This window comes from Sutterella massiliensis (assembly GCF_016899755.1).
Classification (GTDB): Bacteria; Pseudomonadota; Gammaproteobacteria; order Burkholderiales; family Burkholderiaceae_F; genus Sutterella; species Sutterella massiliensis.
The window spans coordinates 1-17680 of the sequence record NZ_JACJJC010000028.1; the positions used below are offsets into that span (position 1 = coordinate 1).

Genomic DNA, 17680 nt, shown 5'->3' on the forward strand with positions numbered 1-17680 from the left:
GTAAACAGAATTCGTTGGATAAAAACTATTCAATTCTGGCAAATGCCGCCGAAAACGGCATTTGCTCAGAGGATCCTTCGCATCTCGCCTGTTTTCAAAAACTTGCGACCTTCTGCCCGTAGAATTTGGAAACTACGCGTGGCTCGCTTCTCTTCCGTCTGAGACTGACGCATGCGGCGAGAAGATTAGAGTCAGCGAAAACTGAAATTTCTCCGAAGGGCAGGCATGACAGCACAGTTGAGCGGCGCCAAATATGCGCCTGGCATGCGCGTTCTCATCCGAGACGCCGAGTGGCTTGTGAAGCAGGTCGACTACGCAAGCAATGCACCGAAACACGATCCGTACGAACTTACTTGCATTGGCATTTCCAACATTGTCCGGGGGAAGCTCTCGCGTTTTATCTCGGCCTACGAGGACAAGATCGAAATCCTTCGCCCCGAGGAGACGCGTCTCGTCAACGACAATTCACCCAAGTACGTGAAGTCGAAGCTTTTCATCGAGTCGCTTTTGAGAAGAACGCCCGCTACCGACGCCAAGATACATATCGCGCAGCATGCAGCGATGGACGTGCTGCCTTACCAGCTCAAGCCTGCGCAGCAGGCGCTTGAAGCGGTCCGACCCCGCATTTTGATTGCCGACGCAGTCGGTATCGGCAAGACCTTGGAAGCGGGCATTCTCGTTTCAGAGCTCATCGAACGTGGTCGCGGTCGCCGAATTCTTGTGCTCGCCGTGAAAGCGATGCTTGAGCAGTTTCAGAAGGAATTCTGGAATCGATTCTCGATTCCGCTCACGCGCCTAGACAGCGACGGCTTCAACCGACTGCTCCAGCGAATTCCTGCCGGGCACAATCCCTTCCACTACGTCGATAAGGCGATCATTTCGATCGACACGCTGAAGAAGGATTCGAAGTACCGCGATTTCATCAACAAAGCGTACTGGGACATCATTCTGATCGACGAAGCGCACAACGTCGCCGACCGCGGGACGAACAGCGACCGCTCTCGTCTTGCAAAGCGTCTTGCGAACCGCTCCGACGCTTTGATCATGCTCTCGGCAACGCCGCACGACGGGAAGCCCGAAAGCTTCGCGAGCCTTATTCAAATGCTTGACCCGACCGTGATTGCGGATCCGAGCAATTACACGGTAGACGATTTCAAGGACAAGGGGCTTGTCATTCGCCGCTTTAAGGGCGACATCAAGGATGAGGCGAAAGGCGGCTTCCTCGAACGCGACATCCAGACAATTGAGGTATCGGCAGGCGACAAGGAAGAAGAGGTCTACAAAGCCCTGCACGAATTGAAATTCAGCTCGATCGACGAGAACCATAAGCCCGGCACGGAACTTTTCAAGACGACGCTCACTAAAGCGCTCTTTTCGAGTCCCGCTGCCTGCATCTCGACCGTCAAGAATCGTCTTAAGAAGCTCGAGGCAAAGCAAGCCGCCAAGCCGTCCACTGACGTCGCGAATGACATTGAAAGTCTCAACGCGTTTCTGCAAAAGCTCGAAGGCATCAAGCCGTCGGACTTTTCGAAATTCCAAGCACTCGTCAAACTCCTGAACGGTACGGATGGGAGTGATTTCGCATGGAATAAGAAGGATCCCGAGGATCGCCTTGTGATTTTCACAGAGAGCCGCGAGACGTTGGCCTTCCTCATCGATCACCTGCCCAAAGCCATCGGGCTCAAGGCTGAGAAGAAGGGAAGCCGCCTCAAAGATGATCAAGAAGTTGTTGCACTACGAGGCGATGACAGCGATAAGGATCTGATGGACTGTGTCGAGCGCTTCAACAAGGCGGACTCGCCGGTTCGCCTCATGCTCGCAACCGACGTGGCGAGCGAAGGCCTCAATCTGCATCGGCTCTGCCATCGGCTCATCCACTTCGATATTCCGTGGTCGCTCATGACCTTCCAGCAGAGAAACGGTCGTGTCGACCGCTACGGTCAGAAGCATCAGCCGCTCATTCGCTACATGCAGACGCTGCCGAGGGACGAATCGCTTAAGTCCTTTGGCGACGCGCACATCATTGAGCTTCTGGTCAAGAAGGACGAGAATGCGCAAAAAAATATTGCTGATCCGCGCGAATTTGCCGGTACGAAGGAAGAGCAGGAAGCGAGAACCGTCGCCGAAGTACAGGGCGAAGCGCAGGAACTGCCTGACTTCGATCCTTCGGATTCTCTTACTTTCTTCTTTGGCAATACTCAATCTGATGAATCGTTTGACTTCGCGGATGCGTCTGAAGACGAGCCTGCCGTTGTTGAGCGCAGTCTCGTCTTTCCCTCCGACTTCGATTTTGTCGCTGCTGCGTTGCGATTCCGTCAAAACCTGCCGAAGGGTGACGGCAGAATCCAGGCAACGATCAACATCGACGAAACCAAGCGCGTTATCGACCTAACGCCGCCGATCGATCTGGATGTCCGCTTAACGTACCTGCCGAAGGAAGTGCTTCCGCAAGACCGCTACTTCCACCTCACGGACAGCAACGAGGTTGTGCAGACCGCGATTCGGAATGCAGCGCTCAATCCCAATTCGACATGGCCCACCATGCAGCTCCTCTGGGAGCTCCACCCTGTTATTCAGTGGACGGAAGACTGGGCGATCGGCGCATTCGGCCGCCATTCGGCACCGATTCTCCACTTGCCTAACCGCTTCGAGGAGAACGAAGTTTGGGTGCTTCTGCAGGCCGGCTACCCGAATCGTCGCGGCTATACGCCGGTTCACGACTGGATTGCCGTACGCGTTTCGCCCGAGGGTGACGTCGAAGTGAAGTCCCGTCGTGATCTGATGGATAAAGTCCGTTTTGACAAAGACCTTGTCAATGTGGGGCGCGAGGTTGATGCTGCCGCAATAGAGGCCTGCCTCCCCGTCTGCGTTGATGCGGCGATCAACCGAATCGTTGATAAGCGCAAGACGTACGAAGCGGAAAAGAAACCGAAGCTCGAGGCCCGGATCAAAGAACTGGACGCGCTTCGCGAAAAGCAGCTTTCGCTTTTCGACGCGGAAAACCTGCTTCAGGACGATGAATCGAGGAAAAAACTCAACCGTTCGCAGCTCAAAGCGCTTGAGAAGCGTGAATTCATCGAGGACAGCTTCAGGGAAGCCAACAACTATGTGCACGAAGTCTTCGAACTTGGCTCTGCACCGTTCGTGCAGGTAGCTGCGGTCTTCTGCGGTGACATGACGCGCTTCGATCACTTTCCAAGCCGAACGAAGTCCGCGGAAAGGGAAAAACGGAAATCGCAGTATCAATCGCAGCCGAGTCTTCTTTGACCGATGAAGGTCGAACGAAAACACGTACGCAACACAGAATTTAAGCGGAAGAACCGAACATGGACTGGACCGGCATCACCAACGAGAACGACTTTTACAGCGCCTACTTTTTTGCTGACGGCCTGCAGGGGGCAATCAACGAACGCATCAAAGGCTGGGCAGACGAAGACGCCGCGCCTAAAGCAGAAGCAGCCGAAAGCGGGCGAAAGATATGGCATCGTCCGCCGCCCTTTGCACTGCGGCAGGCTGCTGGCGAGCTGCAGGAAACGCTCGACGAACTAACGCATGAGAAGCGTCCGCTCTCGAGGCTAGAAATCGAGCGTCGACTCAACAGCCGTCTGCTCGGCATCTTTGACCTTCCGACGCCGAAAAAAAACGAATCGGGCGAACCGGTTGCTGAAGCCTTCTTCCCGAACGGCGACGACGGGATGCCTCTTCCACTCCTTGGGGCGCTTTATGTCGAAGGTGATCAAGCTCGACCCGTGCTCTGGGTTCTGGAAGCTTCTTCGGTCGGAACGACGGATTCGGACGGCGATCCGCTCAACTGGCGAATCAGCAAGACGCAGTTTGACGAAGACTCGATGCATGGTCTCTCGAAGTCGATCGACGACCAACTGGCAGAAGACGACTGGCTGGATCTCCTTGAGAAGGAGATCTTCAAGTGTACTCATCCGCCTCGTTGGATCATTCTGGCGGCCGGCAGCGAGTGGATTCTCATCGACAGTACGAAGTGGGCACAGAAGAGCTGTCTGCGTTTCGATTGGCAGGAGATCGTGAGCCGCCGCTCTATGGACGTGATGAACGGATGCGCAGCGCTCCTCTCAGCGCAATCCATGTCGAGCATCGACGGCCGCGTTCTTCTCGAAACGATCGACGAGGCCGCACACAAACAGGCATACGGCGTTTCTGAAAGCCTCAAGAAGTCGCTGCGCGAAGCCATTGAGCTGCTCGGCAATGAAGCGGCGCCGCAGCTCATCGAAAAATCGCAGGTTGCTCAAAAGAACCTCGCAGATGTTCTTACCATCGAATGCTTGCGATACATGTACCGCATCCTCTTCCTCCTCTTTGTTGAGTCGCGGCAGGAACTGCACTATGCACCGATCGAAAACCCGGCTTACGCAACAGGGTACTCTTTCGAGTCGCTGCGCGACCTCGAGCTCATTCCGCTCGTAACGGACGAAGACCGAAACGGCCGCTACATCCACGATTCGATCACGAAGCTCTTCCGCTTCTTTGGCGAGGGAACACCCCGGTCAGACGACGAGCTCACTGGGCACGGCAATTACACGTCGGCCGCTTTTGAAATTGCTCCCTTGAGAGGGGCGCTCTTTGATGCATCCCGTACGCCGCATCTGAACAAGGTAGTCTTCACGAACAAGACGCTCCAAGCCGTCATTCGCAAGATGAGCCTCTCCGAGTCTTCATCGGGCAAAGGCAAGCGCCGCGGCCGAACCGGCCGTATTTCCTACGCACACCTCGGCATCAACCAGCTCGGCGCCGTCTACGAAGCGCTTCTTTCTTATCGCGGCTTCTTCGCGAAAGAGGATCTCTACGAGGTCTGTAAAGCCGACAGTAAGGAAGACGAGTTCGAAACAGGTTATTTCGTCACGGCGAAAGAACTGCAGGATTACGAAGAGAACGAAAAGGTCTACGTCGAGAACGAAAACGGCGAAAAGACGCTCAAGGTCTATCCGAAGGGAACCTTCATCTACCGACTGACCGGACGGGAGCGTGAGAAGTCCGCTTCTTACTACACCCCGGAAGTTCTCACGCAGTGTGTCGTGAAATACGGTCTCAAGGAATACTTCGAGACCGTCATCGACAAGCTGCCTGACGATAAGTCGAAGGCTGAAAAGATCCTCTCGCTCAAAATCTGCGAACCGGCCATGGGTTCGGCAGCGTTCTTGAACGAAGCCATCAATCAGCTTGCTGTGAAATACATGGCCTTCGCTCAGAAAGCGAAGGGCGAGGCGCTCTCCATGAGCAAGTACGGCGAGGAGCTCCAAAAGGTCAAGATGTACCTTGCCGACAACTGCGTCTTCGGTGTCGACTTGAACCCGGTAGCCGTAGAGCTTGCAGAAGTGTCGTTGTGGCTCAATGCGCTTTCTAGCGACCGATTTGTGCCTTGGTTCGGACTGCAGCTCCATGCAGGCAACTCGCTTATCGGTTGTCGTAGAACGGTCTATTCGGCCGACCAGGTCATGGATTCCAAGGGAATGGATGCTGAAACTACCGACCTTGGTCTGAAGCCCCTGGGTGAAAAGCAGATCTGGCAGTTTCTCGTTCCGAATCCCGGGATGGCGAACTACAAGGACGCTGACGTCAAGGCGATCTACAGCGACGCTATGAAGACGCTGGCTGAGCGCCGCAAGAAGCTTTTCAGAAAGGTGAACGTTGACGACATTTCGCTCATGGTGAATCTTTCCGAAAAGGCAGAACTACTTTGGCGCTCTTGGGCTAAGAAGCTTGCCGTTGTACGGCAACAGACGTCGGATCCGTATGAGATCTACGGACATGTAGCGGATTCAGATCGCAAAAAGCTCAGCTACCGCGAAAAGAACGAGCTTGTCGAGAAATTGAGAAACGGCGACGGCTCGATGGAAAGCGGCGAGTTCATGCGCCTCAAGATGGCGATGAACTACTGGTGCGCGCTTTGGTTCTGGCCGATTGATAAAGCAGCGGAATTCCCATCACTCGACCAGTTCCTGGCCGACATGGGTACGCTGCTCTCGAGCGAAATCCTCGACACCACGCAACCGGTGCAGATGATTCAGACGGATCTCTTCTCTCAATATCCGTCTGCCGAACAAAATCGAGCAGATGAAGACGAGTCGGGCCGATTGAGCATCGACTCATTGACGACGCTTTGTCCCAAGATTGCCATTACCGAAGCAGTGGCGGAACGTTTGAAGTTTTTCCACTGGCCACTTGTTTTTGCGGACATATTCATGCCGGAGAATGAAGAAAGTGCCGGCTTTGATCTGACTTTCGGTAATCCACCGTGGCGCGTTCCCTCGTGGAATTCTGGCGCTGTCATTGGTGACTACCTCCCGTATGTTCTCTTCAGAAAAGACAGTGCCTCCAAGATTCGCGACCGTCTCCTAGCGGCAGATTCCGAAGGGAAGACCACGTTGGACCGGCACCCGGAAATTGGTAACGCCTGGCGAGCAGAATTCGAAGAGTCAATCGGAACACAGAGCTTCCTTGGAGCAAAGGGAAATTATCCCGAAATCCAAGGTAGCTCCATCAATCTTTTCAAACTATTCCTCCCACTCACATGGCGAAATTCAAGCCAAAATGGCGTTGAGGGCTTTGTCCATCCTTTGACTAATTTTACTGAAACAAAAGGAATATCTCTGCGCAAGAATTCGTATTCTAAGTTGCGGTACTTGTTTCAATTTCAAAATGAATTACTCCTTTTCCCTATTCATGATCAAACAAAGTTTTCGGTAAGCATTTATGGTGATTCAAGGCAAAAGATAAATGCCAAATTAATTATGAATGTATTTCATCCTAAAACAATAGACGATACATTTATATCAAACGATAACAGTGTCTCTATTGGAATAAAGGATGAAAAAGGCGAATGGAATCTGAAGGGCCAGAAAGACCGACTTGTAAATCTTAACGATGAGGCAATAAAAACAATTGCAAACGTCTTTTCCGATAATGAAAAAGCACCAGTCCTGCCGAATATTCATTCAGGCAGTATGTTGAAAGTGTTGAAGAAATTTGCCGATATTCCGACTCGCATTCGAGATTTAGGTGAAGAAAATTACTGCATTTCCAGTATGTGGCATGAGACAGGAGCACGTAAAGACGGCACTATTGAAGAGTTCCCCAACCTGCGGACAAAAACGCCCCATTCAACAGACAAACTGATACTGAACGGTCCACATCTGAGTGTTGGGAATCCGTATTTCAAGACCCCGAATCTAATTTGTCGCCACAACCTGGATTGGTTTTGCATTGATCTGGAATTAATCCCAGATGATTTCATCCCTCGAACAAAGTATCAGCAACTGTGCTCCGATGCAGATTATGCAACTCGACAAGTAACGTGCAAATGGGATAAAAAAGCATTTGATCAGCACCTGCGTGTTTTCTACAGAGAAATGGTTGGTGTTGATAGCGAAAGATCATTAACAAGTGCAATTTATCCAGAAAAAGTTGGCACAATCTTCAAGATAAATAGCATATGCTTTAAGAATGACTTGAATATATTAAACGTTGGGGCTTCGTTTGCATCTATTCCATTTGATGCTTATGTAAGAATGCTTGGAAAGGGTGATTTGCAACCTTCATTAATCAATTCTCTTCCATTGATTGACTACAAAGAGAGGTTCGATTCAATATCAGCACGGATACTTGCATTAAATTGCTTGACGAATTCATATAACGATATTTGGAGACGTTTTTTTAAACCCAACTTTACGGAAGAAAAATGGGCGAATTCGAATATCGGCATCAACCAAGATTTTTTTAGATGCTTAACGAACACTTGGTCTAGTAACTGTGGATTAAGATCGGATTTAATTCGCCGCCAAGCACTCGTTGAAATCGATGTTCTTACCGCCCAAGCGATGGGATTGGATCTTCAGGACCTTCTGACCCTCTATCGCATGCGCTTCAGATGCGTAGCAACGAAGCTGACACTTGGTACGACCAAAACGGCCGGATTGTTTTTACTCCGAACTCTCTTGGGCTCGCCGGTGTCGGACTACCCCGCAAGAAGCGTTCCTCCGATGCTAAGGAAGGTGTTACTTACCGCAAGAACGGCTACGACGTCGGTCCCGAAGGTCTCGGTTTTGAAGATATCAAGGACATGACCGAGGGCGTCATCGAGAAGACCTTCCCGGACGTCTCGATGAGTGACACCCCCGTCATGACCACAGTGAAGTACGTAGCACCCTTCTTCAAAATGGATCGCGAGAAGGACTACGAAGTCGCCTGGCGCGTCTTTGAAGAACGGTTTGGCAAAGTCGATAAGCCACTGCCTGCCGTTACGGGCGACGGCGAAACCCAAAGCAGTACAGAAGCTGAGTCTGGTGCTCAGCACCACGTCGAAAGCGCCTCGTAAAATCGACTGCACTGCGCCCCGGTGCAATGACTCTCCGGGGCGCTTTTCAACCCCGAAACATCTGGACACGCCATGCTCCCGAGCCTAACGGAACGAGATATTGAAGAGGGCCTGCGCTCCTTCATCGAAAGAGAATTCCCCATCGCTACGCCTGCTTTTGTTCCCGGTGGAAAGACGGTTGTCGAGCATTACCTTGATGAGAAGACGAATCTCATCAAGGGCCCGTGGCTTGAAATCCGACGCCCCTTTAGAAAGACGCCGACGGATATGGAAAAAGCGCTGCCGTTCCTCTCCGGGCGCTGGGGCATTGCCAAGAACTGGGTGCCGTACGAGCACCAGAGAAAAGCGTTCGAGCGCCTGCGTTATCCGACGCCCAAATCGACGATCGTTGCAACGGGGACCGGGTCCGGTAAAACGGAATGCTTCCTGTTGCCGATGCTCGATGCCGTGCTTCAGATGAAAGCGGCCAAGATTCCGGGTATCAAGGCGATCGTGATCTACCCGATGAATGCGCTCGCGTCCGACCAATCGAAGCGCTTTTCAAGCTGGTGCGAATCCATCGCAGCGGCAGGCGGCCCCAATCTCACTGTCGGTCTCTACGTGGGCTCTCCCGGCGTGCGCTCCAAGGTGATGAAGGGCGAAACCTGCATCACGGATCGCGAAACGCTGCAGAAGAATCCGCCCGACATTCTGCTGACGAACTACAAGATGCTCGACTTCTTGCTTCTGCGCAGAGAAGATCGGGCGCTCTGGGCAGGAACAACTGCGCAGAGCTTGCGGTATCTCGTTGTTGACGAACTGCATACCTTTGACGGCGCACAGGGGACCGACCTTGCGTGTCTGGTTCGTCGACTTCGCGACTTCCTCGATCTCAAAGAAGAACTTACCTGCATCGGTACGTCGGCGACGCTCGGGGGCGACGACGGACTCGCGGCGCTCAAGCGCTATGCTGCCGACGTCTTCGGCGCAGATTTCACTTCGGACGAATCGGTCATCACGGAAGATCGACTGACGCTGCAGGAATACCTCGATTCTTTCGGCCCGAAGCATTATGTCGGTCGGTGGCCTTCGCTTCTGCAGTTCCGTTCGCTCAAGGACCTCAATCACGCGGCGGCGCCCGAGCGCTTTCTCTCGGAGGCCTACCGGTGCTGGTTCGGCAACTTTCTGCCGCTCTCGGCAGCGGGCCAGTCGAGCTGGGCGCAGGCGGCGTTCAAACTCGGAGAGGAGCTGCCGCACCTCGAGGCGTTTCAGCGCCTGATGAGCGAAGAAGACTCGCTCATTCATATTGACGAGCTCGCCGAACGTTGGCGCCGCGGAATCGAAGCGCTCAAAGCTTATACGCATGCGGATATGGTTCTTCTTATCCGCAGCCTTGTTGCGCTTGTTTCCATGGCGCGGTTGCCCGGTCCGACAGGGAAGCCCGTGCCGTTTCTCACGGTCCGCGTTCAGATGTGGATCCGGGAACTCACGCAGATGCTCGCCACCGTCTCGATCCCGCCCAAACTCATTGCCGGTGCCGATCTGGACGAAACGAAGGTGAAGGCGCTTCCGATCGTTACCTGCCGAAGCTGCAACGCAACTGCCTGGGGCGCCTTTGTTTCGCAGAGCAAGCTCTCCATGAGTGCGCAGAACTTCTATCAGGCCTGGTTCGCCGGAAAACCGGAAGCCTGCCTGCTCTATCCCTTGACGGATCGAGAGTTTAAAGAGCGTCGCGATAAGTTGAGCAGAGAGCTTCGGTTCCTCAATGTCAAGGATGAATCGCTTGAATGGATCAGTCCGGACCAGTCCGTCAAGGGTGTATTGAGTCAAACAGCTCCGGACGAGAAGGGTACGGTTCATCGCATCATCGTTCGGTGCCCAGACCTGACAGAAGAGGTAAAGAACGAAGCGGGCCGTTACGTTCGTCTCTCTCGCAAGTGCCCGTGGTGCGGCGCTGAAAACGCAATGCGCATCTTCGGTGCGCGTTCGGCGACGCTCTCTTCGGCACTCTTCGGACACCTCAATTCGAGCGCAGCGAACGACGACCACAAGCTCATCCTTTTCTCGGACTCGGTGCAGGATGCCGCACATCGCGCGGGCTTTATCGAAGCGCGCAACTACCTTTATTCGGTGCGTCAGGCCATTGCCGGATTCATTCGCGATCCGAGTACGAAAGACATGCCTTTTGATTATTTCCTCTCAGGCATTACGACTTTCTGGAAGGATCAAATCGGCGGCACGGACGAACTGCGCAGATCGCTTTACCCCGGCGTTTCAAAGCGTGCCGACGACATTGCAACAGCGAGATTCGTCGCGACCTTCGCGCCGCTCGATATGTATTGGCGCCGTGCTTGGCGAGATTTTGAAGAAAAGGCCGCTGCTCTGTGGCGTTCACCGAGCGACGGCGGCTTTGTCGAAAAAGTCTCGACCGACGAAGACCGCTACCGGTTCGTGCCGACGCTTACGGAGGCTACGCAGGAAGGCGTCACGCGAACGGAATGGGGACGTTTTGCCGATAACGTGATGGGCAGACTTCGTTGGTCCGCCTTCATGGAACTCACGGCTCGCATTCGAAGCGGCCGCACGGTCGAACTTGCCGGCATCGGGTCAATCTCTCCGATGAGCGACCTCGTTATCGCAGCAGCTTCCATGTTGCGCGAATCGCTTGCCGAGTCGATTGGTCGGCTACGCGACGTCAGCGTCGAACAGTTCGTCATCTTCATTACGGGCTTTCTCATGCAGCAGAAGACGCGCGGCGACTTCGATCTGCGAGGCATCCAAGGGCTTGAAGACTTCGCTCGGTACGTAGAGACGGGCGATGACTACATTTTCAACCGCAGCCTGACGCTGCCTACTTTCGGCGGGAATTTCCGACCGCCTGCTCCGCTGGTTCTGATGCCTCTTCGCTCGCAGAAGCAGCGTTTCTTCGACTGCGTACTGCCGAAGAATGCCTCTGCCGAGACCTGGTACACCGTCTGGGCAACGAAGAATTTCGGCGCGGAGCTCGATATTGCGGCCGCCTACGACGAGATCTACGCGAAGCTCCTCCAGGCGCTTGAAAAAGCGGAGCTCGTCAAAACGGTTTGGATGACGGGCAAAGAGAATGCCTGCGTCTATCTCCTCAATCCGCAGACTTGGCTCGTGAAGCGCCACCTCAAGAAAGCCGTCTGCCCAATCTGCGGGCGCTGGCATGTCATTGAAGACAGCGAAGACGCAATTCACGCGTGGAAGAACATGCCGTGCCTCTCGAAGGACTGCATAGGCGATCACCACGACATCTACGATTACGCGGAAGAGGAGACGCTCTACCGCGGCGTCCCCGTGCACGCATCCGCCCGAGAGCACACGGCCAATGTTGAAGGCACCGAACGCGGCAAGATTGAACGCAGCTTCATCCACGGGAAAGAGCCCTGGGACGTGAACATGCTTTCTGCGACGCCGACGCTCGAAATGGGTATTGACATCGGCGACCTGTCTTCCGTGCTCCTGGGTTCCATGCCGCCCAAGCAGGCCAATTACCTGCAGCGCATCGGCCGTGCCGGTCGTAGAGACGGCAACGCGCTCGCGATGACGGTGTGCGGCCCGAACGCGCATGCGCAGTATTTCTGGGCCGATCCGGAAAAAATGCTCGCCGGCGCAGTGGAGCCCCCCGGCGTCTTTCTGCATGCCATGGCGGTGCTCGAGCGTCAGCTCTTTGCGCTTGCGCTCGCGCGCTGGCTCTCGGACAATCCGAACGCCGTTATTCCGCCGAAGATCAAAGAAGTGCTTGATGCGGTGAGCACGGACGCAGGCGAAGCCTATTCGGCAGAAAGCTTCCCGAAAGGCTTCCTCGACTACGTGAGCGATCGCGCCGACATGCTGGTCGCCGACTTTCATCGTTTGTTCCTTCCGAACGGCGACCCGAACGCAGGCCGTTACTTCACGACCGAGGAACTGGCGCGTCTTCGCGACTATCTCCTCGGCCGTGCGGCAGCGGGTCAGTCGTCTCTTCGCGACCGCTTGCTCGGCAAACTTCGTGCCCTCTCGCACCAAAAGGAAAGCTACAACCGCCGCAAGCAGGACTACGCCAATGCGCTCAAGCGCAAGCAGCGAGAGCCGGCAAGCGAAGCGCGCGACAACGACATTGAAGAACTCAAGGCCAACATCAGTGCGCTCTCCGCGCTCATAGCCGAAGAGTTCGCGGATAAGAACACGCTCAACCTCCTCACGGACGAGGGGCTCTTGCCCAACTACGCTTTCCCTGAAGAAGGGATTACGATCGACGGCATCGTCATCAAGGTGCGCGGCCGAGATTCACTGGTAGCGGCCGACAATGCGCAGTATGCAGGAAAAGCCGGAGCGAAGAAGAATCGCGGCGAGTACAAACGGTTGACCTTCCAGCGTCCCGCGTCGAGCGGCCTCTTCGAAGTGGCGCCCGAAAACAAGTTCTTCGTGAACGAGTACGTCCTTCACATCGACCAAGTCGATCTTGCCGACGACGGCGTGAAGAAGTGGCGCTTCTGTCCGGCTTGCCAGTTCTCGGCGCTTGAATCGCTCGTTGAGGACTCAAGCTGTTGTCCGCGGTGCGGCAGCGTCGGCTGGGCCGATGCGTCGCAGCGCAAAGACGTGCTTCAGCTGCGCACGGTGTACGCGTATGCGGACCTTAGAAGGGACCGCATTGACGACAGCAACGAATCGCGAAGAACCGAAACCCAGTCGAAAAAGCTCTTGATTGAAATCGAGCCCGATGCAGAACGCAGAGCCTTCGTGCTTGATGACGCGGGCGGGTTCGGCTTTGAATACGTCTCCAAGGCAACGCTTCGAGACTTTAACTTCGACCGTGTTGCAGCCGCGGACGGCAGCAGCATCGAGGTGGCGGGCGACAAGCTCCCGGCATCGGGCTTTACCGTATGCGCCTGCTGCGGACGCGTGAAGCAACGCGAGCGCAAGCAAAACGAAAACGAAAAGAAGGTCCGCGAGCAGCACGATCTCAACTGCAAGTACAGAAACACGCCGGAGAAGGCGGAATGGATCGACGGGCTGATGCTCTATCGAGAGTTCCAGAGCGAGGCGCTTCGACTTCGCGTGCCGGTCGGTCTGGCGTTCTCGGGCTATCACCCGAGTGTTGCCACTGAATCACTCTCCGCAGCGCTTCGCCTTGGTCTCAAACGCTACTTCCACGGCTCGGTCGATCATCTGCGCATTGTCTCGGTGACGGAGCCCGAAGGGCAGATGCGACAGTCTTACATCGTTGTCTACGACACGGTGCCGGGCGGCACAGGGTATCTGAAGGAACTCATGGCAGATCCGCAGAATCTTCTCGGTGTATTCCGAACGGCGCTGGATGTGATGATGGACTGCGACTGCGCTGACGATCCGGAGGCGGACGGCTGCTACAAGTGCGTCTATCAGCATCGTGATGCCGCCGTGCGCAGCAAAATTTCGAAGCGATGCGCTATCGAAGTGCTCACCAATTTGCTCGGCAGCGCATCAACGCTCAAGGCAGGGCGCATCGATACGAATGCAGAGAGAGATTTCGACAGCGAGCTCGAGGCCGCCTTTATTCGTGCCGTCGGCGCTTCGCCGCTTGCTGCAGAGATGAAGCACTGCCAAGAGAGCGGCGGCTTGGGTTACTGGGTGCTCAAGATGCACTCGGGCCGCGTCTGGCGCGTCGATCCGCAGGTTGATTTCTCGGGTGACTGCCCGTCGCGTCCCGACTTCCTTTTCCGGCCCTGGAAGGAGGCCGACCGCAAGCCTGAACTTGAGATGGCTGTCTTCACGGACGGCTGGCAGTTCCATGCGGGGATCGTGAAGGAAGACTGCGCCAAGCGGCAGAGCATTCTCAACGCCGGTCATCGCGTCTGGACGATCATGTGGGATGACCTTCCTCAGGAGGACAAGCATCGGAAGCAGGCTCAAGCGGAAACGCTTCTCGAGCGCCCCTTGACAGGGGGCGTGTATAAGCTCATCAAGGGGGGCTATGAAAAGCGCAGCACGTTGTTAAGCCAGCGGTCCGGTGCGACTTTCCCGTCGATAGAGACGCTTCTTGAGGACTGGACAGGCGAGAAGACAAATCTCGACCGACTGCTTCTCTGGCTCTCTGATCCTGAAGCTGCTGTCTGCGCAGCCAATGCGCTCCTCTTTGTGCAGAGCATGTCGACCGTTTTCGATAAGAGCGGCAAGCAGCGGCGTCCCTTTGTACTCCCCGAAGAGCTGTCTGATGCTCTTGAGCCGGATCTGCCGGTGCAAATGCGTCACTTCTCTTCGGCAGAGGGCAATTCCGAGGGTTGGACTGCAGTGCGCAACACCAATTCGTCGTGGCGAACGGCGTTCTTCATCGATGCGGACTATTTCGCGACAAGGCGACTCGAAGGCGCACATTCGCGCGACGCAGAATCGCTTCGCAAGTTCTGGGCGAACGTCAATATGGCTGTGCTCGGCAATGGCGCACTGCTCTTGCCGGAACCCTTCCGACCGGGTGCAGCCGATTTTGCAAGCCTCGAGCACCAGCCGTGGGCGCGTGCGCTCCTGAAGCTTGCTGAGCAGCCTGTCCGCTGGCCGATGATGCAGCCAACGTTGGTTGGCGAAGAAGCATCGAGTGCCGGATCTGACGATCTCGGCTGGACCGATTCGCGTGATCTTCTCCCTGAGGATCTGCTGCCGCTCGCCGATGCGCTCGAAGCTGCCGGTATCGCTGTTGATCCCGAGAATGTCGGTGTTGAACACGCCGACCGGACAAGCGGGAAGATCGACTGCGTCTTTGAACTCTACTGGCCGGCCGCGAAGCTCGCCGTATCGCTCGACTGCGAAGAGGCAGAAATTGACGGCATTACGGTGTTGAACGGCGCCAATCCCGTCGAAGAACTTGCACAACAAATTGCCGATGCGATCAAGCAGTCGCAAACGAAGTGAAAAGGAACGTTGAAATGACAGAAGCCAAAGAAAGACGTCTTGCCCTCACTCGCGAGCTTTTCACTTCGCTAGCCGGTGCGACGAACGAACAAAAGCAGGATTTCGCCGTATTCGTCAATCAGTTCCGCTTGGGCGGCAATGCGACGTATCTCGATCTTCCCGGCGCATCCAAGTACGAGCAGATCATCCTGAAATCGGGGCTCCATGTGGCAATTCGCCGCGAGGGATCTCTGCATCTGCTTCTTAACGTCGGCTCTGCCGCTGCGGTTGAGGCCTGGGCGAAACGGTTCAAGTGCGAAGCGAATCCGAAGACGGGTGCGGTTCAGATTTACGAAGTCGCTTCGGCTGCGGCTTCCCTCTCCTGCGCGAACAACACGGCGGAAATGTCCGCTGCGTCCAATGCCGACGATAAGGCAGCCGATTCGGTCGCCCCGCTTTTCGCCGCCCTCACCGACGAGGCGCTTGCCGAGATTGGACTTCCTGCAGATCGCCTGCAGCAGGTTCGAAGCGTCGGAACCGCGACGGAACTGGAGGCACTTCAGGCTCAGCTTCCGGATAGTGTCTATGAAGCACTCACCTGGTATGTTCAGGGTGAATCCTGGTCTGACATTGTTTCCGCGTACGCCGAAGCTGCTGCTGACGAAAAGGCCATGGTGCCTACGCAGATCGGGAAGCTTGATTCAGCTCGGTTCCGAATCATCGAGACAGACGAAGAGCTCCGCTCGATCATGGATAAGCCCCTGACACAATGGCGAGTGTTCCTGCATCCGACGCAGCGCAAAGTGGTCGACACGGCCTGGCATGGTGCGGTGAAGATTACGGGCGGCGCCGGCACAGGGAAGACGGTCGCGGCGCTTCACCGTGCCCGCCACCTCGTTCGGCTGCCGGATTGGAAGGCCGACGATCGACTGCTCTTCACGACCTTCACGAAGAATCTTGCGCTCGACCTTGAACAGCAGCTTCGTCAGATCTGCACGAAGGAAGAGATGCGCAGAATTCGCGTGCAGAACATTGACGCGTGGCTCGCGAGCTTCATTAGACAGCACGGCGCAGATAAAACGATCGTCTATCCCAAAGCGGGCGAAGAAAGTCTTTACGAAACATGCTGGCGTGAAGCCTGGGCAAGCTTCACGGCGCCTGTCGGATTTAACCAGCCGGAATCTTTCTACCGAAGCGAATGGGAGGCGGTCGTCCTGCCGCAGCACTGCATGACGCTTCGCGACTATCTCTTCGCCGATCGCAAAGGCCGAGGGCTTGCGCTCTCGCGCATGCAGCGCAAAGCCGTCTGGCCATTGTTCGAAGAAATGCGCCTTCAGCTCAACCTTCGGGATGCCGTAACGGCGGAAGATGCGGCGGCTGTTGCTGTCGGGGAGCTCCGGAAAGCGCATCCCAACGGGCTCTTCCGTGCAGTGATTGCCGACGAAATTCAGGATTTTTCGCCCGACATGCTGAAGCTGCTTCGAGTGCTTGCTACGGATGTGACAAAACTCGATCCGCCGATCGAGGGCGATCTTTTCTTGGTCGGTGATCCGCACCAGCGCATTTATGGCCGACCGGTAGTCTTCAGCGCCTGCGGCATCGAAGTCCGAGGCCGGTCACGAAAGCTTCGCGTCAACTACCGAACGACGGACGAAATCCGGAAAACCGCCGATGCCGTTTATCAGGGCTGCCGCGTCGACGATCTGGACGGCTCGGACGCAACGCCTACGGGTTATGCGTCCCTTCGACACGGGGCGAAACCGATCGTCCATCACGCGCAAACCTTTGCCGAAGAAATCGACTGGATTTCCGATACCATTCGGGCCCTCAAAGGCAACGGATATTCGGAAGAGGAAATTTGCGTTACGGTTCGCACGAATGCGCTTCTGGTTTCCTACGCCAAGGCTCTCACCGAAAAGGGACTCAAGGTTCAGCCTATTTCGAGAAACAAAGCCGACGACCCGACCGTGCCGGGCGTGCGCATTGCAACCATGCACCGCATCAAGGGACTCGAATTCAAGGTTGTGTTCATGGCAGGTGTAGAGGACGGCAACTTCCCTCAGGATCCGCCGAAACAGGCTGATAGGGTCGAAGTCGAACAGGCGGAATCGAAGGAGCGAGCGCTCTTCTATGTCGCAGCATCCAGAGCCTCCAATCTTCTCTTCCTAACGGCGAGCGGAGAGGGAAGCGTTTTCTTCAAAGGAGCGTCGAAGTAACACAGCCGATTCACTGGGACTTTCCGTCAAGCACGATGGAAAGTCCCTCCGGGCTACTTTAAAATCGACAACAAAGAAACGAAAGTCTCGCGTTCGCACGCGCATATGAGCCGCGCCGTGGCCACAATGTGCGGATACGATGCAAGACCGTAGGATGCCGTCCGACACCCGAGCTACGACGCAGCGGAGGAACTCAGCGCGGGAATGCCAAAGACGGTTTTGGACGGCATCACTGAGGCCGACGAGACCTATTTGGAGCTCTCCTTCA

General features: G+C 55.4%; 5 protein-coding genes. All 5 read left to right on the forward strand.

Going from position 1 to position 17680, the window contains the following annotated elements; translation table 11 throughout:
* The first annotated feature begins 225 nt into the window (after positions 1–225).
* The 5 genes from H6A60_RS10710 (at position 226) to H6A60_RS10730 (ending at position 17412) form a co-directional block, all read left to right on the forward strand.
* Positions 226–3267 carry an SNF2-related protein gene (locus tag H6A60_RS10710; RefSeq protein WP_205104458.1) on the forward strand — a complete coding sequence of 1014 codons (3042 nt, stop codon included), beginning with the start codon at positions 226–228 and terminating at the stop codon, positions 3265–3267.
* Positions 3268–3326: 59 nt separating this feature from the next.
* Positions 3327–8096: an Eco57I restriction-modification methylase domain-containing protein gene (locus tag H6A60_RS10715; RefSeq protein WP_205104460.1), complete on the forward strand. Its 4770-nt coding sequence runs from the start codon at positions 3327–3329 to the stop codon at positions 8094–8096.
* On the forward strand, positions 8093–8347 hold the full coding sequence (locus H6A60_RS10720; protein ID WP_205104462.1) for a hypothetical protein: 255 nt from the start codon (positions 8093–8095) through the stop codon (positions 8345–8347). Before H6A60_RS10715 ends, H6A60_RS10720 begins: the two co-directional genes overlap by 4 nt.
* 72 nt (positions 8348–8419) lie before the next feature.
* The gene (locus H6A60_RS10725; protein ID WP_205104464.1) at positions 8420–15217 is read left to right on the forward strand and encodes a DEAD/DEAH box helicase; all 6798 of its coding nucleotides are present in this window, start codon (positions 8420–8422) and stop codon (positions 15215–15217) included.
* Positions 15218–15231: 14 nt separating this feature from the next.
* A complete protein-coding gene (locus H6A60_RS10730) occupies positions 15232–17412 on the forward strand; it encodes a 3'-5' exonuclease (protein ID WP_205104466.1) in 2181 nt (726 codons plus the stop codon).
* Positions 17413–17680: the final 268 nt, after the last annotated feature.